The organism is Pseudomonas sp. BIGb0558 (assembly GCF_024807515.1).
Taxonomy (GTDB): domain Bacteria; phylum Pseudomonadota; class Gammaproteobacteria; order Pseudomonadales; family Pseudomonadaceae; genus Aquipseudomonas; species Aquipseudomonas yamanorum_A.
This window is the reverse complement of record NZ_JANUEW010000020.1, coordinates 24,541-51,122: the sequence shown is the minus strand read 5'-3', so window position 1 is coordinate 51,122 and position 26,582 is coordinate 24,541. Positions and strand designations below refer to the sequence as shown.

28 protein-coding genes and 1 pseudogene are annotated in these 26,582 nt (G+C 53.0%); 18 read left to right on the top strand and 11 right to left on the bottom strand.

Annotation, left to right across the window (positions count from 1 at the left end; genetic code table 11):
- Positions 1-151: 151 nt before the first annotated feature.
- Positions 152-754, bottom strand: coding sequence for a hypothetical protein (locus M2400_RS21745; RefSeq protein WP_016771189.1), 603 nt, complete (start codon positions 752-754; stop codon positions 152-154).
- 52 nt (positions 755-806) lie between these two features.
- Complete coding sequence (locus M2400_RS21740; protein ID WP_016771188.1) at positions 807-1,286, bottom strand: helix-turn-helix domain-containing protein; 480 nt, start codon at positions 1,284-1,286, stop codon at positions 807-809.
- 505 nt (positions 1,287-1,791) lie between these two features.
- On the opposite strand from M2400_RS21740, the gene M2400_RS21735 reads away from it, so the two are divergent.
- The 4 genes from M2400_RS21735 to M2400_RS21720 all read left to right on the top strand — a co-directional run bounded on the left by M2400_RS21735 (position 1,792) and on the right by M2400_RS21720 (position 3,867).
- Positions 1,792-2,202: a DUF6957 family protein gene (locus M2400_RS21735; RefSeq protein ID WP_016771187.1), complete on the top strand. Its 411-nt coding sequence runs from the start codon at positions 1,792-1,794 to the stop codon at positions 2,200-2,202.
- 123 nt (positions 2,203-2,325) lie between these two features.
- Complete coding sequence (locus M2400_RS21730; protein ID WP_038860516.1) at positions 2,326-3,063, top strand: metallophosphoesterase; 738 nt, start codon at positions 2,326-2,328, stop codon at positions 3,061-3,063.
- A gap of 25 nt (positions 3,064-3,088) precedes the next feature.
- Complete coding sequence (locus M2400_RS21725; protein ID WP_016771184.1) at positions 3,089-3,424, top strand: hypothetical protein; 336 nt, start codon at positions 3,089-3,091, stop codon at positions 3,422-3,424.
- A 50-nt stretch (positions 3,425-3,474) separates the two neighbouring features.
- Positions 3,475-3,867 (top strand): DUF6957 family protein, encoded by a 393-nt coding sequence (locus M2400_RS21720; protein WP_016771183.1) that lies wholly within the window; start codon positions 3,475-3,477, stop codon positions 3,865-3,867.
- A gap of 142 nt (positions 3,868-4,009) precedes the next feature.
- Here the strand turns inward: M2400_RS21720 and M2400_RS21715 are convergent, their stop codons facing one another.
- Entirely contained in the window at positions 4,010-4,969 is a 960-nt protein-coding gene (locus M2400_RS21715; RefSeq protein ID WP_157221863.1) for a hypothetical protein, read from the bottom strand.
- A 533-nt stretch (positions 4,970-5,502) separates the two neighbouring features.
- Between M2400_RS21715 and M2400_RS21710 the strand changes: the two genes are divergently transcribed.
- The 7 genes from M2400_RS21710 to M2400_RS21680 all read left to right on the top strand — a co-directional run bounded on the left by M2400_RS21710 (position 5,503) and on the right by M2400_RS21680 (position 12,488).
- Positions 5,503-6,726, top strand: a complete 1,224-nt coding sequence (locus M2400_RS21710) for a hypothetical protein (RefSeq protein ID WP_016771181.1) — start codon at positions 5,503-5,505, stop codon at positions 6,724-6,726.
- Positions 6,723-7,184, top strand: coding sequence for a three component ABC system middle component (locus tag M2400_RS21705; RefSeq protein WP_016771180.1), 462 nt, complete (start codon positions 6,723-6,725; stop codon positions 7,182-7,184). The genes M2400_RS21710 and M2400_RS21705 overlap by 4 nt, the downstream gene beginning before the upstream one ends.
- Positions 7,181-9,184, top strand: a complete 2,004-nt coding sequence (locus tag M2400_RS21700; RefSeq protein ID WP_016771179.1) for a DUF3732 domain-containing protein — start codon at positions 7,181-7,183, stop codon at positions 9,182-9,184. Before M2400_RS21705 ends, M2400_RS21700 begins: the two co-directional genes overlap by 4 nt.
- A gap of 1,184 nt (positions 9,185-10,368) precedes the next feature.
- Positions 10,369-10,719, top strand: a complete 351-nt coding sequence (locus M2400_RS21695; RefSeq protein WP_259197978.1) for a hypothetical protein — start codon at positions 10,369-10,371, stop codon at positions 10,717-10,719.
- Between the two features lie 521 nt (positions 10,720-11,240).
- On the top strand, positions 11,241-11,579 hold the full coding sequence (tnpA, locus tag M2400_RS21690) for an IS66-like element accessory protein TnpA (RefSeq protein ID WP_259197977.1): 339 nt from the start codon (positions 11,241-11,243) through the stop codon (positions 11,577-11,579).
- A 190-nt stretch (positions 11,580-11,769) separates the two neighbouring features.
- Positions 11,770-12,018 (top strand): type II toxin-antitoxin system PrlF family antitoxin, encoded by a 249-nt coding sequence (locus M2400_RS21685; protein ID WP_259197975.1) that lies wholly within the window; start codon positions 11,770-11,772, stop codon positions 12,016-12,018.
- Positions 12,019-12,122: 104 nt separating this feature from the next.
- Positions 12,123-12,488, top strand: a complete 366-nt coding sequence (locus tag M2400_RS21680; protein WP_259197971.1) for a histone-like nucleoid-structuring protein, MvaT/MvaU family — start codon at positions 12,123-12,125, stop codon at positions 12,486-12,488.
- 130 nt (positions 12,489-12,618) lie between these two features.
- Here the strand turns inward: M2400_RS21680 and M2400_RS21675 are convergent, their stop codons facing one another.
- On the bottom strand, positions 12,619-13,098 hold the full coding sequence (locus M2400_RS21675; protein ID WP_259197969.1) for a MarR family winged helix-turn-helix transcriptional regulator: 480 nt from the start codon (positions 13,096-13,098) through the stop codon (positions 12,619-12,621).
- A 294-nt stretch (positions 13,099-13,392) separates the two neighbouring features.
- Between M2400_RS21675 and M2400_RS21670 the strand changes: the two genes are divergently transcribed.
- The gene (locus M2400_RS21670) at positions 13,393-14,883 is read left to right on the top strand and encodes a glycoside hydrolase family 1 protein (protein WP_259197967.1); all 1,491 of its coding nucleotides are present in this window, start codon (positions 13,393-13,395) and stop codon (positions 14,881-14,883) included.
- A gap of 12 nt (positions 14,884-14,895) precedes the next feature.
- Here M2400_RS21670 and M2400_RS21665 read toward each other — a convergent pair whose 3' ends face one another.
- The gene (locus tag M2400_RS21665) at positions 14,896-15,861 is read right to left on the bottom strand and encodes a helix-turn-helix domain-containing protein (RefSeq protein ID WP_259197965.1); all 966 of its coding nucleotides are present in this window, start codon (positions 15,859-15,861) and stop codon (positions 14,896-14,898) included.
- A gap of 142 nt (positions 15,862-16,003) precedes the next feature.
- Here M2400_RS21665 and M2400_RS21660 point away from each other — a divergent pair, with 142 nt between their 5' ends.
- From M2400_RS21660 to M2400_RS21645, 5 genes and pseudogenes are all read left to right on the top strand, one after another.
- A complete protein-coding gene (locus M2400_RS21660; RefSeq protein WP_259197963.1) occupies positions 16,004-16,537 on the top strand; it encodes a 2,4'-dihydroxyacetophenone dioxygenase family protein in 534 nt (177 codons plus the stop codon).
- 17 nt (positions 16,538-16,554) lie between these two features.
- Positions 16,555-16,878 (top strand): annotated as a pseudogene (locus tag M2400_RS33635) (Rieske 2Fe-2S domain-containing protein); the annotation flags it as partial.
- A gap of 15 nt (positions 16,879-16,893) precedes the next feature.
- Entirely contained in the window at positions 16,894-17,607 is a 714-nt protein-coding gene (locus M2400_RS21655; protein WP_259197962.1) for a hypothetical protein, read from the top strand.
- Positions 17,604-18,557 (top strand): PDR/VanB family oxidoreductase, encoded by a 954-nt coding sequence (locus M2400_RS21650; protein ID WP_259197960.1) that lies wholly within the window; start codon positions 17,604-17,606, stop codon positions 18,555-18,557. Before M2400_RS21655 ends, M2400_RS21650 begins: the two co-directional genes overlap by 4 nt.
- A 273-nt stretch (positions 18,558-18,830) precedes the next feature.
- The gene (locus tag M2400_RS21645) at positions 18,831-19,847 is read left to right on the top strand and encodes an NAD(P)-dependent alcohol dehydrogenase (protein ID WP_259197958.1); all 1,017 of its coding nucleotides are present in this window, start codon (positions 18,831-18,833) and stop codon (positions 19,845-19,847) included.
- A 98-nt stretch (positions 19,848-19,945) separates the two neighbouring features.
- Here the strand turns inward: M2400_RS21645 and M2400_RS21640 are convergent, their stop codons facing one another.
- A complete protein-coding gene (locus M2400_RS21640) occupies positions 19,946-21,100 on the bottom strand; it encodes an MFS transporter (RefSeq protein WP_259197956.1) in 1,155 nt (384 codons plus the stop codon).
- 290 nt (positions 21,101-21,390) lie between these two features.
- Between M2400_RS21640 and M2400_RS21635 the strand changes: the two genes are divergently transcribed.
- Positions 21,391-22,149 (top strand): IclR family transcriptional regulator, encoded by a 759-nt coding sequence (locus M2400_RS21635; protein WP_259197954.1) that lies wholly within the window; start codon positions 21,391-21,393, stop codon positions 22,147-22,149.
- Positions 22,150-22,289: 140 nt separating this feature from the next.
- On the opposite strand, the gene M2400_RS21630 is transcribed toward M2400_RS21635, so the two are convergent.
- From M2400_RS21630 to M2400_RS21610, 5 genes are read right to left on the bottom strand one after another with little or no spacing between them, the layout of a single operon-like run.
- On the bottom strand, positions 22,290-23,219 hold the full coding sequence (locus tag M2400_RS21630; protein WP_259197952.1) for a 3-keto-5-aminohexanoate cleavage protein: 930 nt from the start codon (positions 23,217-23,219) through the stop codon (positions 22,290-22,292).
- Positions 23,216-24,139: a 3-hydroxyacyl-CoA dehydrogenase family protein gene (locus tag M2400_RS21625; protein WP_259197950.1), complete on the bottom strand. Its 924-nt coding sequence runs from the start codon at positions 24,137-24,139 to the stop codon at positions 23,216-23,218. Before M2400_RS21625 ends, M2400_RS21630 begins: the two co-directional genes overlap by 4 nt.
- 11 nt (positions 24,140-24,150) lie before the next feature.
- Positions 24,151-24,942, bottom strand: a complete 792-nt coding sequence (locus tag M2400_RS21620) for an SDR family NAD(P)-dependent oxidoreductase (protein ID WP_259197949.1) — start codon at positions 24,940-24,942, stop codon at positions 24,151-24,153.
- Positions 24,943-25,293 (bottom strand): cupin domain-containing protein, encoded by a 351-nt coding sequence (locus M2400_RS21615; protein WP_259197947.1) that lies wholly within the window; start codon positions 25,291-25,293, stop codon positions 24,943-24,945.
- Between the two features lie 5 nt (positions 25,294-25,298).
- Positions 25,299-26,120, bottom strand: a complete 822-nt coding sequence (locus M2400_RS21610; protein WP_259197944.1) for a cyclase family protein — start codon at positions 26,118-26,120, stop codon at positions 25,299-25,301.
- Positions 26,121-26,582 lie beyond the last annotated feature (462 nt).

The following is a 26,582-nucleotide window of genomic DNA, read 5'->3' as shown; positions in this document are numbered from 1 at the left end:
TCGTAAGCGGCGCGGACTCGCGATGCACGACGAGGAGGGCTCATAAGCGCGCGGAGGATCAAATCAGGTGGAGCCCTGGTGGTAGCAGCTCTATCGAGCACTCTCTGGTAGCCTGTTTCCAGAAGGCCAGATGGGCTGGAATGAGATGCAGCTATCTCATATACATCTGCTTGGTTCGATTCAATTTGATGACGTAGCTATCAGCGTAAAGACCGTTCGATTCCAGCACGATTTCGTCCTTCCCAGCGCTGCGGATGTCATATCGCTGAGACTTGGCCAGCAACAGACCTCGTTCAATCTCGGATTCTTCAGTATTGGGTGAGGGGGCAGTGGGGATGCTTATATCGCCTAAGGATTTGGCGACGACTCGAACTCTCACATCCATCAAGCTGGTTTCCAGCTCCTCATCAGAGGCCAGCCATTCTCCATTGCCTTCGAATCTGTAGCTTGTGGTTGCTGGAGTGGAGGGTGCAAACGTCGTGCTCTTCAGCAGACCATTGATTCGGTATGTCTTGTTGCGAAAGTACTCAATAGTACCTTCGAAGCCGACAACACCATTGGGCTGTGGATATTGAAATTTCTCATGCCACAGTCCCAGCAATTTGGGATTCAGTCCATCGGATGAGCTGGGGGGACTGATATAGGCTGCCCAAGGGCCGACGATGGTTGAGAAATCTCTTAGATGCGGCAGTAGGTAAACGATCGATGCGATGATGCCTGCCGACCAACCGAGTCGAAGCCTGCTCCAGTTCATGCTGTGCTATCCATGTTGTAAAACTATCCTCTTGCTCTTGCTTACCAAGACCCTATGTATCGGATTTTCGATGCCACAGGTCGTGAACGGTCTGCTTGGACAGCCCCAATTTTTCGGCAATCTGCTTTTGAGTCAAACCTTCGGCCTTATGCTGATGTACCTGTCTCAACCTGTTCTCGTCAACTGGCTTGCCGGGCTTACGCACCACCAATGCGTCATCTTGCAGTTGCGCTTTGAGCTCCTCCATCAAGCCAGTTTGCAGGTGCTCCGAAAGCTCAGCGGTGAGCCGGCCCAAGACGGACTCTATCGGTTCGTTTTGACGGATGGCCAGCGTGAGCGCAAGCAAGGTCAGGGGGCTCGTATCGAGAGCCTTGCTCAGGAGGTCAAGCTTATCGAGGGTAATACCGGATTCGCCTTTTTCGAGTTGTGCGAGGTACGTCCGAGTACCTGCTTCGGACAACCCTTCCTGCGAAAGCCCTTTGCGACTGCGAAGAACTCGCAGAACGGCTGCGAACGCACGTTTCAGGGGCATGGGCGATCCTCAAAAGGGGAGGATGAGGCCACGTTGCATAGTCCGGTTCTACTGTATATAGTTGTCATCGCCGGACTTATAGGTCTCGGCTGATTCATAGTGGCATTGAGCGTTTCAGACGCTGGCTTGTATTGCGTACGGGCCTGTGAGGACTGAAGCATAGAGACGGTGGTGCATATGCCCCGCCTGAATCAATTTACACCTAAACCGAACAATCGCTCGATGTATGTGGCCGGTTGAGAGGTAAGAAATGGGAGCTTGGGCTAGAGAGATGCTTTTCAATTCAGCGTTTAATCGAGGGCCATTGAGATTGCAGAGGTGGGACTCAGAGGTTCGAATGCCTGCTGTGCGTGATCTCCAGATGGTGCGCCAGGCCCTTGTGATGATGTGCTGTGGGTGATGGTTGGCCAGGTGTGTTGGGCAGCTAGCCATCTACCAGCCCGGGTGCTAATGACGAAAAAATCCAATGCCTAGGATCATTTAAAGCTGCAGAACAGGGTGTTACATGAGTGACGGGTTACGAGACATCGTGGAGCTGTTCAGCAACGATGGAGAGCAGTTGGTGGGCTTCGAGGGTGATGCCGGCCAGGCTGATGCTGAAGCCATCAGTCATCGCTCATGGAAGCCGTACTGCATCGTAAGAGAGTGGATGCTGATTGAGATTGAGGTGACTGATGAGTACCGCGAATCTCTTGCTGCCGACGGGTTACAACCTTGTGTGCTGTATGCATCCAATGTCTTGGCCCACAGTGCGAACAAGCGGCAGGTCGGCGACTGGGTTCGGTCAACCTTCCAAAGATCGCTCACCGACGGCTACGTGTTTGAAACGCGTAACACTCTATATATTTTGACAGGCCCTGGTCAGAGAAAAAAAGCCAGCCTGGAGACCGTCATGGCAATTGTTAATCTCTACTGAAAATCGGGGAGGCTAGATGTCTGGTTCCTTTTTAACGAGGCTCATGCGCATTGCAGTCTTACGAGCAAACCTGATGGCAGGCCAGGAGATTTTGAGACACGCCATGATGGCGAGGGGTGGCTCATGCGACTTCTCGTAATGTCGGATCTCCATGTCGAGTTCCAGCCCGTCGAGCTGCCCGACCCATCTCTGTATGACGTTGCCATTCTCGCTGGTGACATCAACATCAAAGGTCGGAGCTCCAATTGGGCCTGCGAACATTTTTCGAAGGAGACCGTGCTCGTAGCTGGCAACCACGAGTTTTACAAATCGAGCTGGTACAAGACGCTCGATCAGCTCAGCAACCCCCAAGCTGCCCACGTTCACTTTTTGGAGCAGCGCACGCTTGTCCTCGATGGCGTTCGATTCGTGGGATGCACCGGGTGGTCTGATTTTGAAGGTACCGGGAATGCGCCATTGGCGATGCTGGACGCACGGGCGCTCATGAATGACTACAAAGTCATTCGGGTCGAGCCGCAATATCGAACCCTGGTACCCCAACAGACTCGCAAAGTCGCGCAAGAGTCTCGTGAGTGGCTTCATCGCGAGCTGGAACAACCCTTTCAGGGAAAAACGATCGTGGTGACTCACTTCCCGCCTTTGATGCATTTTGTTCCGGACTATGGAACGCATCCGCATTTGCGGGCCGCTTACGGCAACAACTGGGAGGAATTCCTGGATATGAAGGTCGATCTCTGGATCTTTGGACACACTCACGTGGCTGTCGATGAAACGATCAATGGAATCAGATTTCTGTCCAATCCAAGGGGTTATCCAGGGGAAGACGTCGATTTCAACAACCAGTGTGTGATCACGCTTTGAATGGCTTGAAGCGTGCGAGAAGAGGATGTTTGCAGTGTATTTTCCAGAATCGTTGCTGAAGGCCACGAGGGTCACTTTCCAGGGACAGATCAGCGGTTATTTGCTCGATGCTCGTCCGGTCGGACTGGGCTTCAAAGCGGCGATGTTTTTTGACATCCACCAGCGCGCCGAAAACGGGGATACGGTCGTCACCGAGGATTTGGCGGCGATGGAAGAGCAGCACGGCTATTCGATCGCTGTCACCACAGCGGGTGATCGATATGTCATCGTGAGCTTTCTTATGTTCATGATTGAGGAGGTCGACGGGGGGCAGCAGACAGTGGTGATGTCGATGACCCGAGAAGCTTCCGCGCGCTCGTAAGCCTTCGAAACAAGGCCATTTGGCGAAGCAATGGATGGGCAGGAGTTACCATGTCATACATAGACATCGAGGAGATCGTTGGCCCAAGCGCGGTCATGCCAGGGGTGGAAATGGATCTTGAGGAAGCGATCCGGATGACAGAGACGAGATTCCCGGATAGGAGCTTTTGCATCGTCGATGAGTGGGTTTGGCTTGATCTCGATGCGCCTGATTTGGTCGTCCAGGAGTTGGCTATGGAGGGCAAGAAGCCGGTGATGCTGCTGATGCTCAATGTGGTCTTCGATAGCTGTACCAAAACCAGCAGCGCCCTCTGGCTGCGCTCGTCACCGTTGATTGATTTCAGCGACGGCATGTTTTTTCAGACGCAGAACAAACTTTACGTGCTGCTCAGCCATGGTCGTCGAAAAACGATGCCTTTGTCGGCAGTGCTTCGCGTTTTTTGAAGCTGAGGTGGCAGTCGGCCTAGCTTATGGCCAGGATGCCTGAACCTGGAGATTGGCGGGGACGCTGATGCTTCTTGAATCACACAGCCCGCATCTTATGGTAGTCAAACCAATCTCCGCACTATTGCCTTTGCCAGAAGATTTACTTTGGCCAGGTGATGTTTACAGCCAAGGGCCCTTTTCCCATGGTTGTGCGAGGGGATAGTCTTTTTCTCAGCGCAATAAAGCGTTCCATGCCCAGTCCATCAGTTTGGAACGGGTAAAAGTCGAAAGTGGTTGTGAGGTTGAGACGGGTGCTCGTTTCCTTGATGTCAGAAATGGTCGATGCTGAAATCAAAACGCCGTCGAGGTAGGTCTTATTTTTGATCCGTCCAAATGCACCCGACTCGTCTTCGACAAACTCCCGAATCTCTTTGGAAAGCATTTGAAGGGCTGATGCCGGGGTCTGCGACGTCAGAATCTGTTCACCCGGGAGGAGGTCGTCGATGTTCAGGGCGATGAAGCCAGGGTTCTCTGATTCGCGGATTTGCTTGGCACCGTCCCGTAACCTAGAGACAAGGCTTTTGCGCTCATAGATTTTCTTGCAGGCGATTGAGTAGTTACCAAATCCGAAGTCGACAACAATGTCGGGAGGGTCGATCAACTGGGCCGGCATCCTGCGCTTGAGGGCGGTCAGAAGCGAGAGCTCCCATAATGCGTCCTTGCCTTGGGATTTGGATCGGTTCGACAGGTTCACGTCTGCCCCAGAGATTCGCTGAAGGGCTTCATCAATACCCGGCTCATCATTGAGCGTGGAGATGATCCGAGCAATCTTCTCTGCGTAAGCGGCGTTGATACCCGTTACCAAATTGGGTGATGTTTTGCTCTGCGTCCATTGCTTGTCGAGCTTACGGGCGTCTGCAAAAAGCTTGTGAAGCACACTCCCAGGAGTGAAGCGTATACCGCGTTCCTGAAGGATGATTACCGCCTCATCCACCAGGGTTACGATGTCGGCGTAGCTACAACTGGTGAAGCCGTAGCTGTCAGCTTGGACGCTAAATGCCTGGGTATTGATGGCGAATTCCTTCGATTGGTTTTCGGGCATTTGATGGGGTTCGCCCAAGAGGGCTCCTCCGGACATCAATGATGAGCGGAGCTCTATGCGGGCGAAATTTATGTCAATCGCTGCAGCCAGGCAAATACCTTGGTGACCGTGAGCTTATGCCTGAATTCCTAGAGTGCTCCCTGCACCGTGACACCCGTTCAAAGATGCGGTGACATTGCACGTCATGCTCAATGACGTCCTAATCAGCTTGGCGGCATCGTCGCCCCAGTCCTGGAAGCACGATCGTCTAGGCGATCATTATCAACCATGCCTGCAGCCCTCTATGAAGCAAACCCGATGTTTCTGAGGTGCGATGGAAATCGTGATGGCTTTTCGAAATCACCAGATGAAAATGTTGGTAGCATATACTCAAACATTGAGTTTGAGCTGTATTTATATACAGTATTTGAATAACGGTAGTGTTCCCTTCACCGATGCCTTCGGCTGAGGCTTGGCATTGATTTGCTGACGCGTATTCAGAATTGAAGCGTGTGCTCGATGTGCTAGGTGAGTCGCTGGTCAGGGAAGCATGGCCAAACATTGGAATGTCTATGGATACGACGCAACCAGAGAATGCGACGCTGCCCGGCGCCGCGCCCTTGCCGTTCGATGCGACATTGCTCTTCAAGGCGCTCCAGTATCAATTGCTGGTGGCAGTGGAGTACTGCTACGACCTGGCACCAGGTGAATGTATGTGGCTGGAAGCCATGGGGGATGTCACTGTTCCCGGGAAAACTCAGGCTGAGGTAAAGCTCTACACCGATAGCCTCACTGACAGTCATGCCAATTTCTGGAACACTATAAAAAACTGGCTCCATGAAAATTTTGAGCGCACCTCTTTCAAAACCTTGGTGTTGCTGACGACTCAGAAATTCGGAGCGCTGACACTCCTAAAGGGCTGGAACACCGCCACTCCCGCAGAGCGGTTCGCCATCATGGAGAGCATCGTTGCGCCGTCCCAAGCCGATGCCAACACGAACTCAAAAGACGAGCCTGACGCCGAAGCGAGTGCTGCAAAGGCCTCGAAGTCCAAATCGCTTCAGCAATATGTGATGGCGCCCGAGCGCCGGGACGCACTGATGGAAGTGCTGGAGCGTATGCACATCACGACTGGTGCCGACTCGTTGGAGCAACGTCTCCAGAACTACGAGACCCGGCATCTCAAGCCCATTCGGCCTTCCAAGTGCAAGCAATTCATCGAAGAGCTGCTGGGTTTCATAAGCAGTCCGCAGCTTGTGATCGGCAGGTGGGTAATAACCCACAAAGCCTTTACTGACAAATTGTCAGAACTCACCCATCGATACATGAAGCATCCGCGAACATTCCCGGCAGTGGACGTAAAGGCGCTGAAGAAAACCATCAACGCCGAAGAAATTCGCCCCATGCTGTTTGCTCAGAAGATTGTGGAGATCGGTGGTGAGACCCATCTGAAGGAAGCCGCCTTGCATCGGGTCGTTGCGCAGACCACGATCTCGGATCTTTACACTGATGGCGTGCTCTTCAAGTCGATGGTGGATCTCTACCTCGGCAATCATCTCACACAGCATCGATACGGACGTGCGCTTGCGATGCTCGGCTGTGCGGGAGTGACGTGTCCAGCCGCGCTGGGTACCCGCTCGATGATGTTCTATCTGGAGCGTAACGCTCTGGCTGTTGAGCCTTTCTGTGGCTTGGAAAACACGATGCCCGAGTTTCGCAATGGCATCTATCACATCCTCGCCAGCGAGGAGCCAGAGGATGAAGATGATGAGTTCCATTGGAGGCTTTGGAAATGACCACTCAAGTCTCTGACCACCTGTACACCCTGCACCGAACCCCCTTTGCACTGGCTCCAGTCATCCAGAGCTTCTACGAGCACTGGGAGCCGATCGAGAAGGATATTCTGCTCAGTTATCTCATTCTTCCGCTGGTCACCTACAAGCCGATGCATGGGTTTCTGAAGTGGGCTCGCAGGGATAGCAATGTCCGAACCATGGCCGCAGATCCTTCCAGGCTCGTCGGGCTCGCGATGCGAGTAGAGGAGTTCAAGCCGATTACGAACGCCGCATTGCTCATCCTCGCCGCTGAGAAAAGCCTGGAAGTCACTGCCGAGTTGTCGGTTCAATCACTTCAGAAACCGCAATCAATCAATGCTGACAAGTCGCTGGTGCGGTACAGCCAGAAGCTGGCCATGGTGCTGTCCGGTGAGAACGTCGTTTCCATTTACAGGATGTTGGGACTTAAATCGCTATGAAGTGTTATGTAGAGTACATCGGGGTGGTGGACAAAGAACACGGTGTCCATCACGTTCCCTTCAAGCCTGGTCTCAACATCGTGACGGGCAGATCGTCGAAGGGTAAGAGTGCGATCCTCGACATATTTGATTATTGCCTTGGCAGCTCCGAGGACACGATTCCTGAAGGCATCATCACGGATCGTGCAAAGTATTTTTTCACAGTCCTACGCTTTCCAGGTGTCTCAGTCGTGACGGGACGAATGGCAGCAGGCAATAGCTGCTTCCTGCGTGAGCTTTCCGGGCCAGCCGTGGACGACGCGCTTGAGCTCATCGAGGACGTCGACACCTTCTTCACTCAGAATTTCTTCCAACACAAGGATGCCTTTCTCAAGAGCCTTGGGCGCTATTTCGGCGTCACGTTGCAAAACATCGACACCGATCCTCTGCACAAAGAAATGACCGGAAAGTGGAGCGCTACGCCCTCAGTGCGCAGCTTCGCATCGTTCATGTTGCAGCATCAAAATCTGGTAGCGAATCGGCATGCGATCTTCTACCGGTTCGAAGAAAAGCGTAAACGTGATCAAGCCATAGATCAGTTCAAAATCTTCATGAACATCGTTGGGGAAGACTACTTCGATCTGGCGAAGCTGCGTACCGAGGCTCTGTATGAGCTCAAGCGCGCCATAGCGCAGATACCCAAGCAGGAAAAAATCAAGGAGGAGTATCTCGACGAATTCAAAACCTTGCTGAAGGAGTATGAGGCACTGGCTGGTCAGCCACTGACAGAGCTTACTCCTGGGCAAATCTGGGCGAAGCCCAAGCCGGCCCTTGAGCGCATCACCGGTATTTCGGTCAGGGTCGATGGTCTGTCCAACGCTTTTGAGGCGAGACGGGATGAATTACGTGACCAAAAAGCCGGGCTGATGTCCACGATCCAGAAGGCGCTCAATACCCGCTACCTGCTGAAGGTTTCGACTGAACAAGCATCAGGCTTCGCCGAATCTCTAACCGCACTGCCCATTCCTTCGGCGACTAATCTGGAACATGCAGCGTGCCCTGTTTGCGCATCCCAATCTGATGTCGCTGAGGACGAAGCCAACAAATTGTCGGCAGCCATTCACTGGTTGAATGGGGAGCTCAAGGTATCGAGTTACGCGCGAGAAGGCTTCGGTGAAGAGCGCCGCAAGATTGATAATGACCTCAAACAATATCGTAAAGAGCTGGCAGCGATTGAAGCCGCTCTGAAACCTCTTGATGATGAAGCGGATCGATTGGAGAAATCCAAGTCTGTCGATGCTGCAGCCCAGAAGGCAAAGCTCAAGCTTGAGTTGGCAATCGAGCGGCGTATCGCCAATCCTCCCTCAGAAGTAGAAGGAATGGTGGAATTTTGGCAGAACGAGGTCGAAAGATTTGATGAGCTGATGGCCCAGTATGACGTTGAGTCTAAACTCTGGGCCCTGCAGAACGACATCAACAAAACCATGAGGGCTCTGGGTAAAAACTTTGATTTCGAGGACTCGTATAAATCCGGCTCTTTGAAATTTGACGTAGAGACCTTCGACCTCTGGCATGAAAAACCTATCGAAGGTGGGCGGGTCAAAAAGGTGTTTCTGCGGTCTATGGGGAGTGGTGCCAACTGGCTGTATTCCCACCTGACCCTTTTCATGGCTCTGCATTACCAGTTCGCCGCACATCCAACATGCAAGGTGCCACCGATCCTATTTCTCGACCAACCGACGCAGGTTTACTTCCCTTCGACCGATGATGCTGACTCATTCGTTGCAGATGAGTTGCGCGGTGACCGGAAGACCACCAGAACGGTCGACGAGGACGTGAGCGCAGTTTCGAAGATGTTCAGCAACCTCGCAAGATTCTGCGATATCACCTTTAAAAACACTGGGGTAATGCCGCAGATTATCGTGTGCGACCATGCCGATAATTTGCCGCTGCAGGGCGATTATGTGTTCGAAACCTTCGTCCGCAGACGGTGGAGGAAGCAGGGGCTGATCGCAGAATAATCCGAGGTCTCTGGCCAAGGTAACCGATACCCTGGCCGAGCTTGCTCATGATGGCTGGTACTATTTTTGAACTCCGATGTGGAAGCACAAGTGTGGCGTCTCTCCTGTTCGCATTTTCCCGAGGAGGTTCCTCAGATGCTTCGAGAGGCGCTTTCGTCCTTTAGGCGCAGGCCTGGTTATGACGACCCAACACGAGTAGACCACGTCGCGTTGAGCAGCCTTGGCTTCAAGTATCTTGGTACGATGTTGGAGCAGAGCCCTAGGCACATCTGGCATGTACACCATGGCGATCATATCGAGCTTCGCTGGGAGGCTCGATTGCATCTAAAGCGTTGTCTTCAGCATCGGCTGGTGCGGGATGGGCATGCTCCTGGCGTCGTGCGAGACGATTATTTTTCAATCGATCTGGGGTACTGAAGCTGCGGGTGGCCAAGTCTCATCTCTCCCTGACGGTGTGGCGCACAAGGCGGTTTCGGGGAGAAGCTTTGGACAGCGTCAGACAAACTGTCCTTGAGGCGACAAAAGATTCAGTTTTGCGACAACTTGTTGACCCCTCCCTCTTGAAAATTTTTAAACGAGACGGAGCTCTTATATTTGAGAGCAAAAGAATTTTAACGGTGTTTGCACCACCGCTGATGCACGATCAACGCGCTATGTGATGGCGTGTCTTGCCGGCTTTTGCTTCTCGCTTTTTCGCCTGTAGGTTGCCTTGCCGCATGGCGAGGCGGGGTGTTCAGGGAGATCGGTTTTTAGGGCCGTAGGCCCTGCTTACGCTTTGAAAACAAACGACCGCGATTTCCATATTTTTTTTGAGTGAATCGCTCCGCCTGGAATTGCACCCGTCTCATCCAACGGCGGCTATGTTGGCTGAGAAGAGGGGTTGGCAACGTTAGCCCTGGTTATTGATAAATTGTTCTGCTGTGCCAGCCCCGAGCCTCATCGTGATGCGTTAGCCTCCCGCAGAGCTTCTTCCAGAGCCTCTAGTGCGTCTGCCAAGCGCTGATCCTCCCGAGGGTCGCCGCTATCAGGCCTGAACGCTTCACAGTGTCGTAGAAGGGCTTCTAGGTCGTTTTGATTGAGATCGAGTTCCACGTGCATGATTGATCGTCCTTGGGCGGGAGTAATCGTCAGGCTGCGGTTGAAGACCGCATGGTGCGGTGACGAAGTAGTTGTGGGGTTTTGATTTGAACAGTGATGTCGAGAAGCGGATGTGGGAGATGGCCTCGCAGGTCTACGGGGATGCTCTGGGCGAGATTCTGAGCCTGGCGTTGGCGGGCTACAAGCGCAGTTCTGGGCTGGACGATTTGACTCGCCTATATCCCAACACTGCTGGGCATCAGGTGCTGCCGATTTTGCGGAAGGCGTTGTTGGTGCGCTGGCCTAACGTTGACTTTGGGCAGTCGGAACTGTGCGTCGAACTGCGCTCTCGACTTCGTTCACACTTGAACCAGTATCTCTTACGCCGGCTGGTCTTTGAGCATGCAGCGCCGCCGGTGATGCGTGATGCGCTCTTCGGGGCAGACGTAGGCTGGTGAGCGGGGCAGTGAGACAACCAGGCACGACTTACCCTGGCTGCTGAGGAGTTACCATGACGCAAGACCGCATAGCCCTGGCTCTGAGTGATAAGGAGTTCGCGGCCATGATGAAAGAATTCGATCTATCAGGCGTTGAACCGTGCAGCTTCGCCCCCCAATGTATTGAACCAGTCGAGAGCGGATGCGGCAGTGGGCGGCAGGCGCGTAGACCCCGGCCAACCTCCCGAACAGTAAAAAGCTTTGGGCTGTAAACCACTTTTTTGCACTGTTAACTAGGTCGGTTTACAGTAAAAAAAATGGATTTACAGCTTTTGCATTTCATCGGCGCTCTTAAGCCTGATCAGGCGCAGCATGGTCAGCTCGCACAAAGCCATGCAGTAGGAATTCCCTATCGGTAGATCCCTGCGGCGCCCTGGCCGTATGCGTCCGGCCAAGTCATCTACCCAAGCCCGACAAGCCAGGACATGGTGTGCACTTAAATTTAGGTGGGCACCAGTTCTAGCCTTTTAAGTGGGTATTTCATGCAGCCAACACGCCGTTCGTATTCCAAATCCTTCAAAGCCCAGGTCATTGAAGAGTGTGTCCAACACGGCGCATCAATCGCCAGCGTGGCCCTCAGCCACAGCCTCAACGCAAACCTCGTCCACAAATGGATTCGGGTGCAAGCGCAGAAAAGTACGGCGCTTCAACCGGCATTCGTCCCGTTGCCTATACATACAACGGCGCACGTATCTTCGAATATCAGCGTTGAGATTCTGCACCCGCGCGGCACCGTCAAAGTGAACTGGCCAACCGATAGCGCTGCTGCCTGCGCCGCTTACGACGTAGGCCGGTCAATTTGGACGGTGTGCTGCAGATGATTCGAGTTTCACCAATGGTGAGGAAGTGGAAAAACTGGATTATTCCAAATTATGGCTCAGCCATAATTATTGCTGAGCCATAATTTTCTCTTCAAAAAGCTCCTGTTTTGAATCGGAGCAACGCGTCGTCATCAAGCAGGTGGAAATTCCTGCTGTTGCTGCGACGTCGAACAGTAGATAAGGTTGGAACATGAACGAACCTCTTATCCCTATCATCACCTCTGCGAACCGCGTTCAAAGCAACGTCTCGCCGGCGCTTGCTGAAGCGATGAAGGCTCATCCCTCCGCATCCAAAACTCTCGAACTGTTGGCGGCTGACATGTATGTGTACCCGGAGCGCATTCAACCGGTAGATACGCGTCTGGTCACCCGCATCATTTCGTTAGTCGGTCAGGCTGATGTTGACCTGAATACGCCGCTCTTGGCGGAGGACGAATAAATCAGGGCAGCGAACCCTCGACTCGCATACCCAGAGCTCCCTGGCCCTAAATTCAAATTAGTATTTGGTGTATTGTTAGGCGACTAACTACCTAGAGAACGACCATGTCCAAACTCGCAGAATTCCGTCAGCTCGAAAAACACCTGGCAGAGCAACTCCAGGCTCTCGAAGCTCTAAAGGGTGATGCTGGCCTGAAGCAAGAAATCGAATTTGAAACCAAGCTTCGTGCTCTGCTTGCCGAGTACGGCTACAGCCTGCCGAACGTGATTAACCTGCTTGATCCGAAGTCTGGCCGTCGCGCTCCAGCCACCGAGTCCAAAGCCGGCAGCCGTAAGCCACGACAGGTTAAGGTCTACAAAAATCCGCACACCGGCGAAGTCGTAGAAACCAAAGGCGGCAACCACCGGACGCTGAAGGAATGGAAAGCGAAATACGGTTCTGACACCGTGGAGTCGTGGCTGACCAAGTGAGTTTGCTTTGAGTACAAAAGGGCCCTTAAAGGGCCTTTTTCAATCGTGCAGGATTCGAGAAATTCTTCTTCGCGACTTATTCATCTTTATCAAGGAGCGATGTCCTTTCCGGCAGTCTGCTACCAGCCAACTACCGGTAAACCTTCTGCAGTAATCTCAACAACTCAGCCCTCTCGGCATTGTCCAAGCTGGCGGTAGACGCCTCGTCACTACTAGCAGCGACTTCTTGTAAACGCGCTAGAAGCTTCTCACCCGCCTTACTGAGATACAGACCGTAGGATCGCTTGTCTGCCTTGCTACGGATCCGTAACGCTAAACCAGCTTTCTCTAATTTGTTAACCATCTGAACTACTTGGGGTGGTTCGATTGCGAGCGCCTTCGCCAGTTCAGTCTGAGTGGGGCCAGGGTTCTGGGCTATGATGGACAGGGCTGAAAACTGCGCGGGGCGTAGATCGTATTCCGCCAATTGCTCTACGAAATGCTGAAATACCTTGATCTGTGCTCTGCGCAGAGCATAACCGATGAGGTTCTCGAGGCCTGTAGAATTGGCTTCGGCGTCCAGTGCGTCGCTGTCCGCATGAGCGCCGGATTTGACTGTAGAGGTTCTCATATTTGGAGGCGCCTTGGAAAAATCAGTTAATTAGTATAACTGAATGGACGGCTTTCGATGGTGACTTTGAGCGGGCAGCATAGGGGATTCGCCTTTTATCTGAGGCTAAGCCGTACGAAGGGGCACAACCAGAGACCTTCTGGTGCAGAGCATTGGGCAGGCGACGCAGCACAAGACGGCGATCAACTGTATTTAGTCATCATCTGATGATTAAATCCCTCACGGTCATCGTTCGCGGTTCATCAACGAGCTGTGCTGTACATATTTCGCGTCGCCCGATCAAAGGAAACTGTCATGAAAACAGGTCTCATTGCCTGCATATCGTTAGCCATATCCCTCAGTGCCCAAGCTACCGTGCCCACCAAGGCCTCGGAACCATTTCGCTGGGGAGCCGCTTCCGCTGCTTATCAAATTGAAGGTGCGACTCGAGTGGACAACCGAGGCCCATCTGTATGGGATGTCTACCTAGACGACCACAGCCTAGCGGGGCCAGGTGTCTCAGGGGCAACTGCGATAAATTTCTATGATCGCAGGCAATATCTGAAAGACATCGCGTTGATGAAGAGCCTCGGATTCACGAGCTATCGTTTTTCCATTTCTTGGACGCGTTTGCTGCCAGACGGTCTGGGCCCAGTGAATCCTCTTGCTGTTAACCATTACCGACAATTCATTAATGATTTGAAAGCTGCCGGTATCCAACCGATGCTGACTCTCTACCATTGGGACATGCCAGCGAGCCTAGCGCGCGATGGTGGCTGGGCTAACCGAAAGTCTGTTGCCTGGTTCCAACGCTACGCTGAAGTAGTATTTGCCAACTTTGCAGATCAGGTAGACCTGTTCGTCCTGGTTAACGAGCCTTCTGTGGAGAGGGCCACTCAGGTCATGGCCGAAGAGCGACTCAATGGTCAACCTGGTGATTTAGCTATCGTTCCGAGCGCTGCTCATTTAGGGGAGGCGTTGAAGGTCTTCAATCACATCCTCTTGGCGTCTGCTGCCGCCAAAGAAAGCTTTACTTCCCATGGCTACAAAGGTCGGTTGGGCCTCGCTTTGCCCTTGTTCCCGATTTTGACTGCAGAAAATGCCTCGTCGTCCGACGAGCAGGACGCCAAGTCTGCTGATGGCGTGTTGAATCGTTGGTTTCTTGATGCCATTTACAAAGGAACCTATCCAGCTGATGTTCTGAAGCTTGCCGATACCATGCACCTTGATATTGATGTTCAAGCCGGTGATGCAAAGAGGGTAGGTGCAGCTGAATTCGATTACTTGGGTGTCAACTACTACTCACCGCTGTTCATTAGCCATAAAACTGGTGCAGAGGGTTACGCGCCAAAAATGTGGTTGCCAGAAGGGGCCTTAGCCGCGTTCAACGGCGCAGTTCGACCTGACCAGTTCAAGGCATTGCTTGATCGTATCCGCGTCGAATACGGTAATCCTCCTGTCTTTATCACTGAAAATGGGGCGGGCTTTCCCGGAGAGGACGTGCTCGTTAACGGCGAAGTCCGAGATGAAAACAGATGCAGATATATTGTGGATCACGTCGCCGCTATGGTGGAGGCGATGAAAGCCGGTGCGGATGTACGCGGTTACCATGTCTGGTCAAGCCACGACAATCTCGAATGGTTGAGCGGCTACGGTAGCCGGTTTGGTCTGATCTACGTGGATTTCGATACGCAAAAGCGAACTCCCAAGAACAGTGCGTTGGTCTATGCACGTCTGGTCAAGGGGGATCCCGTCACATCCAAAGACTGTGACTCACCAGTCTCATCAGCTCAAAAGATTAATTGATAACGAAAGCGTTTAATCCTTCTCGGTTTGGTTGCGGATTTCGGAGGGAGTCATACCAAACCGTTCCTTCATCGCTCGACTGAAATGGGCCTGGGTGGAATAACCACAAGCGAAACCAATCTCCCCAACCGTTAAAACTCGCTTCATTGGATTGTGCAAGTCCTCGAAAGCGCGCAACGCTCTCTGTTCCCAGATATAGCGGGCCGGACTTGTACCTTCCTGGTGAAAAAGTCGGTTCAATTGGCGCAGCGAAAGGCGGATTGCCTGAGCAACCTCGGCGGGCGATAACTCAGGATTTACCAGGTGCTGGAGAATGTAGCGCTTGGCCAATAACTTGGATAGCTCACTGGTAGCACTCGTTCGTTGGTCATCAAGCTGAGTCCTTAGCAGCATGCTCAAGGTGTCATAGATAACACCCGCGAGATGATCTTGTTCACCCGAGTGCTCCTGAGTCATACATTCGCTGACGGTGCGCCCGAGAAGACTGGCCGACATTCTCGAGGCTTGGCTATCCGGGGTGATCTTAATTGGGAGCTGATCCGCAGCTATACCGGTGCATCGAGTAAAGGCGGCTTCTGGTACATCCACCAAGCTTTCATGCATCTCAGTGAGAAAGCCCAAGAGGAACGGTGTGCGAGTGTCGTATATAACCAGGTCACCCTGCGTTAGCAGCAAATGACGTCCATCCTGTACGAAGAAACCAGAACCTTGCTGGATCTGGCAGACGAAAACCGAGTTTTTGGGGCTCTGCTCGACCAGCAGCGCATCGCGCTCCACAAAATGATCATTGCCCGAGATGTCAGCTAACCCTATCTCTCCAACCCTGTGATTCGCTTGGCGAGCCATCAGTCCTTGGTGGGATAAGGAGGACGATCGCAATCCCACGAGTGCAGTGCGGTTATAAGCGTTCCAGTAGTCCACCCTTTGAAGAGGCGGAACGCTCAGAGTATCGGCATAGGTACGAATTTGAGAGGCCATTGAGCAACCGCCTTCTTGTTGTTGTGATTATCCCAATGTCCCAGCGAGTCAAGCACCGCGTCCCGGCGAGGCAAATGCCCTAGACAGTGAGTGGTTACAGTCGTCACCAGAACATAACAACAACGCACTGGAGACAACAACCATGGTAGCCAACGCAATCTCAGAGTTCTGGCGCGACATCCGCCCAATCGAGTCCCCGTTCAAGCCTGATGCCTTGCCCGAAGCCTACATACCCAATGCCGCCACTGAGGATGAGCGGTATTACGTGCCTTTTACTGAAACAGTTGCATCCCGCCCGTTATGGATTTCCCCACAGCAAAATCGTTGGTGCGACATCCTGCTCGCTCGTGAAGCCGGCTTGGTCAATCGCCACTACCACCCTCATGAAGTTTTCGCCTATACGATCTCCGGCAAGTGGGGTTATCTCGAGCATGATTGGACTGCCACGCGCGGTGACTTCGTCTATGAGACTCCCGGAGAAGGACACACATTGGTTGCCTTTGAGCATGAGGAGCCAATGCGTGTTTTCTTTATCGTTCAAGGGCCGTTGATATGGCTTGATGAAGCAGGCAACTCCATTGGGCATTTCGATGTGCATGACTACATCGCAATGTGTCGTGAGCACTACGAAAAGGTTGGGCTCGGCGCTGACCTTGTCGATACTCTTTTCCGCTAGTGCAGCGAGGAGGCCCTATGAGCTTCTTGAAGAACGTGTGGTATGTCGCGGCCCTAGAACACGAGCTGGATGCGGGCCCGCTGGCCCGCAAGATTTGCGGTGAACCCATCCTTTTGACAAGGTTGGGTGATGGCACTCCCAGTGCATCTAGCAACCGGTGCCCTCATAGATTTGCGCCCTTGGATCAAGGGAGAATCGTGGGGGACGGTGTTATCCAGTGTCCTTATCATGGCCTTCATTTTGATGTTAAGACGGGGGCTTGCGTACACAATCCTCATGGTGACGGACTGATTCCCAGGGCGGCTCGCTTGTTGACGTACCCTGTATCCATCCGACACGGCGCATTGTGGATTTGGATGGGTGAACACACCGCGGCCGACACTAATCGTATCCCTGATTTCTCGTTTGTCAGTGATGAAGGGATGCGAACATTGGCAGGGCTGATTCCAGTCAACGCAAACTATCAATTGATCGCCGACAACCTGATGGATCTCTCTCATGTCGAGTATCTGCATGCGGGTGGATTAGGTAGTGACGCAATCAAGCATGGTAAACACGAGGTTATCCAAGAGGGTGACACTGTGTTTTCCAACCGCTGGTGCCCAAATGACCTTGCTCCTCCGGTGTGGGATGCGTTATTCGACAACTACGGCAAACCCGTCGATCACTGGTTGAATATGCGATGGGATCCACCGGGTATCATGCGGCTGGATGTTGGAGTGTCGCCAGCAGGGCTTGGGCGAGAACAGGGGGTTTGGGCATACTTCAACCACTTCCTGACACCCGAAACAGAAAACTCTACGCATTACTTTTGGTCTGTTAGCCGTCCATTCAAACTGCTTGATACTGAAGTCGATCAGGCTATCGACTCCACGGTGAAGGTCGCGTTTGTCATGGAGGATGTGCCCATCATCGAGCGAGTCCAGGTAATGATGGACGGGCAGGATTTCGATGCGTTGCGTCCAGTTCTTTTGGGTGTCGATACGGGAGCTCTGAGGGCGCGCCGAGTCTTAAAGCAACTTCGCGAACGCGAGCTTGCTGCTACTGAGGTGGGGAGGGCGCCGTCATGAAAAGCGAGCGCCTGCCCTATGAAGTCACCGTGCTAAAGCGAACAGATAGTGCAGTGGGCGTAATGGTGCTTGATCTTGTTCCGATCGAAGGTGGCAAGCTGCCTTCCTTCGAGCCGGGAGCTCATATCGACGTCCTGACACCGGGTGGGGTTATCCGCCAATATTCTTTATGCAATAACCCGGAAACCCCCGGTTATCGACTGGGCATTCTCCTGAATCCAAACTCTAGGGGTGGATCGGCGAGCATGCACAGTACGATTAGGGAGGGTGATCGCTTGCAGATTGGTGCTCCGAGAAATCTGTTTCCGTTATTGAAAGACGGTGAACCGAGTCTTCTGCTTGCAGGTGGTATTGGGATCACTCCTTTACTAGCGATGGCCTGGCACCTCCATGTGCATGACCGTCCGTTCGTTTTGCATTATTTCGTCCGTTCTAGAGCGCGCGCCGCATTCGCCAAAGAAATTCTTGAGGGGCCGTTCTCGCAAAGCGTTCATATGCACGCGGATGATGACGTCCGGATAGACTTGGAGAGTCTTCTCAATTCTTACGATCGCGGGCATCTCTATCTGTGCGGGCCAGAAGGATTCATGGAGGCGGTGATCCGAGCGGCAGATCTGTGCCGGTGGGATCAGGGTCGAGTTCACAAGGAGCACTTTCAGGCGCTACCGTTTGACGGCGTAGAAAAAACTTTCACCGTCGTCGCCGCTCGTAGCGGTGCAACATTCAAGGTTAGTCCTGGAGAGAAGATTGCGGATGTGCTCGAAGCGGCGGGCGTGGATGTGCAACTGTCCTGCGAGCAAGGCGTCTGTGGCACCTGCTTGACGCGGATCATTGAAGGGATGGGTGATCACCGCGATAGTTTCCAGAACAGTGCGGAGAAAGCGCTCAACACTCATCTGGCCATATGTTGTTCAAGCTCACTGTCCGAACGGCTGGTGCTCGATATCTAGCAAGCTGCGAAACCTGCTGCACATTCGTCCTCCTACCAAGCGATGGTCGACATGTGCAGCCTTCCCATGTATTAACGCTCCAATCCCCTCCATTTCTTAACCGTGATCAGCCTCTTGTCTTTCAAGCTTGCACCCTGAGAAGCCGGCGTTGAACACCGTTTGACGACAAACTCCCTAGCGCTCATTATAAATCATCCATTGATGATTATTTGCCATGGCTGCACTGAGTCAATGGAATGCACATCCGCCATTTTCATAACAAGGAAAGGTCAGATGCTAGTAGCACGATTAGGCTCAACGCCAGGTATTGAAAATATTTCGATCCAGGCAGAAAACGACTTATCCCAACGAGATCCGGGGCCCGGTGAAATATCCGTGAGGGTACAAGCGAGCTCGCTGAATCAGCATGATTACAATGTCATTTTAGGACGCCTTCCTGCCGAACCCGGTCGTATCCTTTTGTCAGATGCCGCAGGAACCGTCGAAGCTGTAGGCGCTGGAGTAACTGAGTTTTGCGAAGGCGACCAAGTCATATCCTGTTTCTTCCCGCAATGGATTGACGGGCGGCAAGGCATTCCAGGGTTCTCCACTGTTCCGGGGGATGGTGTGGATGGATACGCTCGCGAACACATCATCCGGCCAGCGAGCTGGTTTGTCAGGGCTCCTTGCCATCTTAATGTGCTCGAGTCTTCAACCCTGCCAACCGCTGCCCTTACCGCGTGGAGGGCATTGGTGGTTGAGAATAATGTTAAACCTGGTGATTCAGTTTTGATTCTTGGTACCGGGGGCGTGTCGATTTTTGCTTTGCAGTTCAGCAAAATGCTCGGCGCGCGGGTCATCGCTACGTCCTCTAGTAATGAGAAACTGCAGCGAATCAGTTCGCTTGGAGCAGATGATCTCGTCAATTACATCGAGGTGCCTGAGTGGGGGCAGCGCGTCAGGGAGTTAACCGATGGACAGGGTGTTGACCATGTCATTGAAATAGGGGGACAAGGTACGCTCCCTCAATCCATTGAGGCCTGCCGAGTGGGAGGGCGAATAGCGTTGATCGGCGTGCTTACAGGTATTGGAGGTTATGTGCCTTTAGCAGCCATGATGGGCAAACAAATCCGCTTGCAAGGTTTGACGGTGGCTTCGCGCAGTGATTTGCAGGAGATGATTTCGGCAATGGAGGTCAATAAAATCCGGCCGATAATCGATGCGACGTATTCGCTCTCAAACTTGCGTGATGCACTGCGTCAAATGGAGAGCGGTAAGCATTTCGGGAAAATCGCGATCGATCATCGATAGGCAGGCCCGCCGGTCGCCTTTACGCTTGTCCTGAAAATGATACGAGGAAGGTTGCCAGTCGGGTCAGCCTTCCTCGAATCCTTAGTTGCTACGCGTCTTCAAGAAGTGGAGGTGCGGAGTCGCTGATGGCTGGTGCGTAAACCCACTGCGCTAATGACTGCCAAGCCCGCCGCGCAGGCAAATATTGCACTGGGTCTTCCAGGGATCAGCTCCATTCCCGCAGAGACAAATTGCCCGAAGAAAATAGCCATGGAAAGGTAGGCTAAGTTGCGCCCTAGAAGTTGGTTGTGACTTTGCTCAATTGTCATATGGTTCACCAGCGGCACGGATAGTCCAAAACCTGAGCCCAATGCAACAGCGCCGATCAGGTAGGTCGAGACGCCTTCGCCTACCGCAAAGAACATGTGGGCAATGGCGTAACAGATGAAGGAGATCGCGAGCGTTGCATGCTCGCCAACGCGCTTCACGACGCGAGGCATAATGGCCGCGGCGGCTACTGCGATCAGCGACACAAAGGAGAGGAAATAGCCTGTCTTTGCCTCATTCATCCCCATTTCATTCAGCGAGATCGGCAGCACAATTATGCCGGTAAAAAAGCTGAGCATTGATAGCACTGCTGCAACGTAGACAATCTTCAGGGCCTTTGGTATCGCGGTGTGGGTCATGGCGTTGCTAACCGGCTGAACGCTCGACTGCGTGCGGGGTACGAATAACAACAACATTCCAGCAAACACCCATGCAACGAGATACAGCGTGAATGGCCAAGCCCATCCGATCGTGGCCAGCAGTCCACCGATGAACAGGAAAATCACGCCACCGAGTTCGATGGCCATGCCTTGTCTGGCAATCATCGTCAGGCGGGCTGAGCCATCGTACAGCGCAGAGATCATTCCCGTGCCGCTGGACATCACCAATGCAGTCGCAGCTCCAAGCAAGAGTCGATCAGCGAAGACTGCCCAAGGGCCGTGCAGTACTGCGCCAACGATGCCTAGGGCGCCATAGACCACCAGTCCAATAAGCAGTGAGTTATACAAGCCGTAACGTTGCACCAGCCTGGCAGCAAGCGGCCCGAATAGCACGACTCCTAATGCCGGCAAGGTAACCAGTAACCCAACGCCATGATCAATGCCTAACTCCGCTGCGATGCGTGGCAATCCTGGGACGATGACACATCCCACCATGATGGTGAGACAAGCGACTGCGAGAAGCGTAAACGCCGCAAAGCCTGAAGGGGGGGATGGTGATGTGGGCATACTCACTCCGAGAAAACACTGTCCGTTCTATGGGATTACAATCCGTTCTGCGGAACAGATGCTCGGTTTTTTCCCCTCGGGTGTCAAGGCGTGTCCGCCTAATGGCTGATTGCGAGGGGGTGACACAGGTTGAGGATAGGGACGGATTTAAGTGATTGGAGACAGCAGGGCAGGCGATGGATTTAAGAAAATGGAGCGCTGTCCTCTCTTAAGTACTGTCACCAGGAGAGAAAGATGATTGGGTTGATAGGGTATGATTCTCGCTTTCTGGTAACGCCTAGAGATCCCAAATGAGCCAAGACAAGGAAGCTTCCAGTAAACAGGTGATCGCTCGTGCGGCGGCTATGCTATCGGCACTCGAAAAATTCCCATTTGGTGCAAGCCTCAGTCAACTTAGTGAAGCCTGCGGACTGCCGCGTACGACGGTGCATCGCATGGTGGGATCCCTCGAAGCTCAGCAGTTGGTAATCACTGATACAAACGGCGTGCGTCTTGGGCCGGCTTTGGTTCGACTGGCGGCTTCAGCGCATAAAGATGTCATTGGCATTTCTCGCCCATACATCGAGGCGTTGGGGCGTAGAACAGGAGAAACCGTCGATCTCTGTATTTATCGGGGCACCCATTCCGTCTTGGTAGATCAATACGTATCTAATCAAGAGTTGCGTGTTGTTTCTCCAATCGGCACCGCCTTCCCAATCCATTGCACCGCCCACGGCAAGGCGTTGCTGGCTGTGCTCAAGGAACAGGTTTTGGAGACGATGTTTTCCACAATTGATTCGTTCGACACGCGCACGGCGAACACCTTGAAAGACGTGAAGGCACTCCGGAAAGAATTAGTGAATATCTCACGCGCCGGTTACGCCGTGGATCGAGAGGAGCACGCTCGCGGGGTTTGCGGAATTGGTATCCACCTGCACACGGGATTTGTCGACCAATATGCGCTCGCGCTTGCGGTTCCGATGCTGCGTTTTGAAGAAAACTTCGACGAACTGAAAGCGGCTCTGTTGCAATGCAAAGCAGAGATTGAATCGGTGATAGGTGTTCCCTGACGTAGCTGATCAAGTGTTGGGCTTGCTAGATCTCCAGGGCTACGAATGATGTGATGTTGCATGCGGCACCTGGTGAATTTTGGCACTCATTGAAAAGCCCCTGGCGGGGCAGGGGCTTAGTGGGAGCGCTGAAAGGCAACTCAGAAATTGACGTTATCTTTCCCTTTCAACCCGAGGATCGCTCGAGCCTCGGCGGGCGTTGCAATCTCCAAACCTAGCTCAGTGAGAATCGCCTTTATCTTGGTAACCTGCTCGGCGTTACTTACAGCAAGCTGGCCCTTACTGATGAACAGGCTGTCTTCCAAGCCGACCCGTACGTGTCCTCCTAGCATCGCAGACTGCGTGACCATCCCCATTTGTGCTCTACCGGCGGCGAGTGTTGACCACACGTAGTCCTTACCGAACAGCTTGTCCGCGGTGCGCTTCATGAAGACCAAGTTTTCCGGATCCGATCCAATGCCTCCCAGAATGCCGAAGACCCCCTGGATGAAGAACGGCGGCTTCAGTAAGCCTTTGTCTACGAGGAACGCGAGGTTGTAGAGATGCCCAACGTCATAGCACTCGTGCTCGTAACGGGTGCCATGGTCACGCATCAACTCAAGCGTGCGCTCAATATCGCGGAATGTATTACGGAAAATGAATGCGTCGCTGGTGGCGATGTAATCTTTTTCCCAGTCGAACTTCCACTCCTTGATTTTGCCCGCGAGCGGATGAAAGCTGAAGTTGATCGACCCCATGTTGAGCGAGCACATTTCAGGACTGAATTTCAACGCGGCGGCGAGTCGGTCTTCAGGCGTCATTTCCGGACTGCCGCCTGTGGTGAGGTTTATCACCGCGTCAGTCGCTTCCTTGATGCGTGGTAAGAATTTTCCAAATACTTGCGGATCACCTGTCGGCCGTCCGTTTTCCGGATCGCGTGCATGCAAATGAAGGATAGCGGCGCCGGCGTTAGCGGCATCGATCGCTTGCTCTGCGATTTGATCAGGAGTGTAGGGCAGGTGAGGTGACAGCGTTGGGGTGTGTATCCCGCCAGTAATCGCGCATGTCACGATGATTTTTTGATTGCTCATTTCTGACGCTCCGTCTGTGGCTTGAGCATCCGGGTCAGGTGCTTATTCAGCCGTTCAGTCACTTCGGCTTGACGCCCTGCAGGCCACTCAAGAAAGCCGCGCCCTGTCTTCGCTCCCAACTCGCCGCGATTGACCCGCTCAGTGAGGCTTGGCAAAGGTTGGCTGGACTTGTCCAGGTCGGAAAGAATCACCGAATGAATGTCCAGGGTTAAATCAAGCCCTACCATGTCCGCGTTCTCTATAGGCCCGAATACTGGCAGCCGTAAGCCGAAGCTGTTTTTGACGACAAGGTCGACGGTATTAGCGTCACAGACACCATTGCTGATGATCGCGTGGGCTTCGCGCCAGAGTGCATGTTGAAGGCGATTGCCAACGAAACCGGGCACATCTTTGTTTACGCGAACAGGCAGCTTTCCGCATGAAAGCAATAGGTCATAAACACGGTCGATCGCCCAGTCAGCTGAATCTTCCGTACGAATGACCTCGACCAAAGGAATCAACGGTGCTGGGTTCCACCAATGCGCGCCTACGATTCGGGCGCGAACCTGTGAATCAAGATGCTCGCCGATGTACCTGATCGGGATTACAGAAGTGTTACTTGCAAAGATTGCCTCTCGCGGTGCCAACCTTGCCAGCTCAGAAAAGATCTCCTTTTTTATTTCCAGTTTTTCCGGGCCAGCCTCGAACACTACATCAGCTTGCGCAACTGCCTCGCTGAGTTCAGTGCAAGGCTTAACGTTCACGGCCAGGCCATCATCAAGTCCAAGGTTTTGCAGCCCGTTGCGAACCTTAGTCGTAAGCGATTGAAGGCTGGCCTCAGACGAGTCATATACCCGTACGGTATATCCATTGGCGGCAAAAACCTGAGCGATGCCGGCCCCCATTAGGCCGGAGCCTATAACAGCGATTTGGGTAGTCATATGTTTAATCCCTAGCCGGCGGTATAGCCGCCATCGATATAGAAAATCTGACCGGTGCAGAAATCCGATGCTCCTGAGAGCAGGAACTGCGTAGCACCAACCAAATCTTCGGGTTCGCCGAGTCGACCGAGCGGGATACGGGCCAACATACCCGTACGGGCATTGATTCCCCTTTCTGTGTCTTCGAACATCCATGCCGTAAGAGGAGATCGAAACACTGTGGGAGCGATGGCGTTTACCTGGATACCTTGGCGTCCCCATTCACACGCCAAGGAGCGGGTAAGCCCATCCACGGCATGTTTCGAAGGGCAGTACGCGCTATAGCCAGCAGAGTGCCCCAGCTTTCCTCGAGTAGACGAGACGAAGACGATTTTTCCACCGCCCTCTTGCTGCATGAATTGATCGGCAGCTGCTCGAGCCATCAACCATGAGCTCTTCACGTTCGCATCCATGACTGCCTGCCATGCGTCGACAGGAAAATCAGAGGCCAGTCGAACGTCGTTAACACCGGAAGCAATTAAGACTCCATCCAAACGCCCAAAATGTTGGATGGTCTGCTCAATGATTGAGCGAGTGATCTCGTCTGATTCAGGACGAGCTGAGATAGCGAGGATATGAGCGCCTTGGCCGGAAAGCTCTTCACTGAGAGTGGAGAGCTTGTCTTTTGTGCCTGCGACCAAGACGAGCTTGGCCCCCTCCGACGCCAGAGCTTTCGCTGCGGCAGCTCCCAATGCTCCGGTCGCACCAGTGATGACGATGACCTTACCGGCCACGGAAAATCGTCCAGATGTATTGTTTGACATTCAGACCTCCTTCGCTGGAATGGGCAGCATCACAACCAGCATGCTTGCGGGAAGATTGCTTCGATTGACCACGGCACGGCGTTCACCGGCCTGGATGCAACAAGAATCAAATGGTTTGAGGACTACTTCCTCGTCATCAGTGCAGACGGTGACTTCGCCACTGCAGACGAAGTACACCTTCTCTTGGCCAGATGCGTCCCATACCGCTCCACCTTGGGGGAGCAGATGGGAAAGGCCCACTACTGTCTCACGAGCAGGGGTTGCATCAGCCCCCTGCAGCCGCAAGCAGTAGATGTCGTGATGCCCAGGAGGCTGATAGGGATGTGCGTCCTCAATGCGAGTGACGAACATAGCCCTTACTCCTCAGCGCCAGCTTCGATGCGGAATTTCTGCTCGGGATCGACCATGGCAACCAGGCGGACGATGCAGCCGTCGCCCTTCGTCCAGCGCCATGGAAAGGCGGCAAACGTAACGCGCTTGCCGGTAACCTTATCGAGATCACCACCCACGTTCTCAATGCCTGGAATACCGGCAGTAAGCAGGGCGCGGTGCGCAGGCTCCCACAGAGGGAAATCCTCGATGACCTCTCGGCCAGTTTCTTCTTTGTATTCCTCCATAACGCGCGGCAGTAATGGGCCAACACCGTGTGGGCCAATGGCCGTTGCGAGAGGGTGATCTAACGCCTGCTGATCAACGCCTACCATCTTCACGCCTTTTGCGGCCAGCCACTCCCCAGCGTCTTTGTAGAGGCCAGGCGAGTATGCGTAGTACATGCTGTTGTCACCATAGTGATGGTGCCAGCCAGTGTTGATGATCACGATGTCGCCAGGACGGATGCGAGGGCGTGCATTCTCCAAGTCCTGGGCAGTGATTACCTCCCACTTCTTCTTCGGAATCGACACAACTACGCCGGTGCCGAAGAAACGCTCCAGAGGGATCTCATCGAGGAAGGGAGTCCCCTCTACCACGTGGGCAGGAGCATCGATATGGGTACCGCTATGCATCACCGTGGTGATGCGCTGAGTGAGGACACCAGATTTGGCGTGGTAGTGAATACGTTCGATTTTGACGTCTTCGAAATACGGCCAGTTCGGAACGCCGAGACCCCAAGGATGGCTGAGTTCGAAAAATTCGACGGAGTCTGTGCTGCTTGGAGCGGCTTTAGGGTAAGAACTCATCTCGTATCACCTTTTATGTTGTTTTTGGTGTGTACCGCATTACGGTTATTAACGCCGCAATGTGGTTAAAGTTTTGATCGCAACTTTGTTTGCTGTCAATACAAGTGCAATGTCCATCTGACGGAATTACGGACTAAGACTTCTTGTTTTGCGTTCTACTTCTTGATTTAAAAGAATTTTTACGTAGAAGATTTTTTTAAGAAAATTGGCTTCGGTTTTGTTGCTGTACCGCATTGTGGGTTTTCGTCATATTTTTATAATGTAAGTTTAGATAGTAACCTAATCGTTTTATGTTTGTGTACGCCGGTACTAAGTCCTGCAGGTACATAAGAATGTAACTGAACTAGATTAATTTCTTTGTCATTAAATTCACCTAAACTATTGAAAATAATGGTAATAAATCATCATCACGACGATTATTTTCATGCTCGTTGAGTGTTGTGGCGATGACCTGTCATCGAT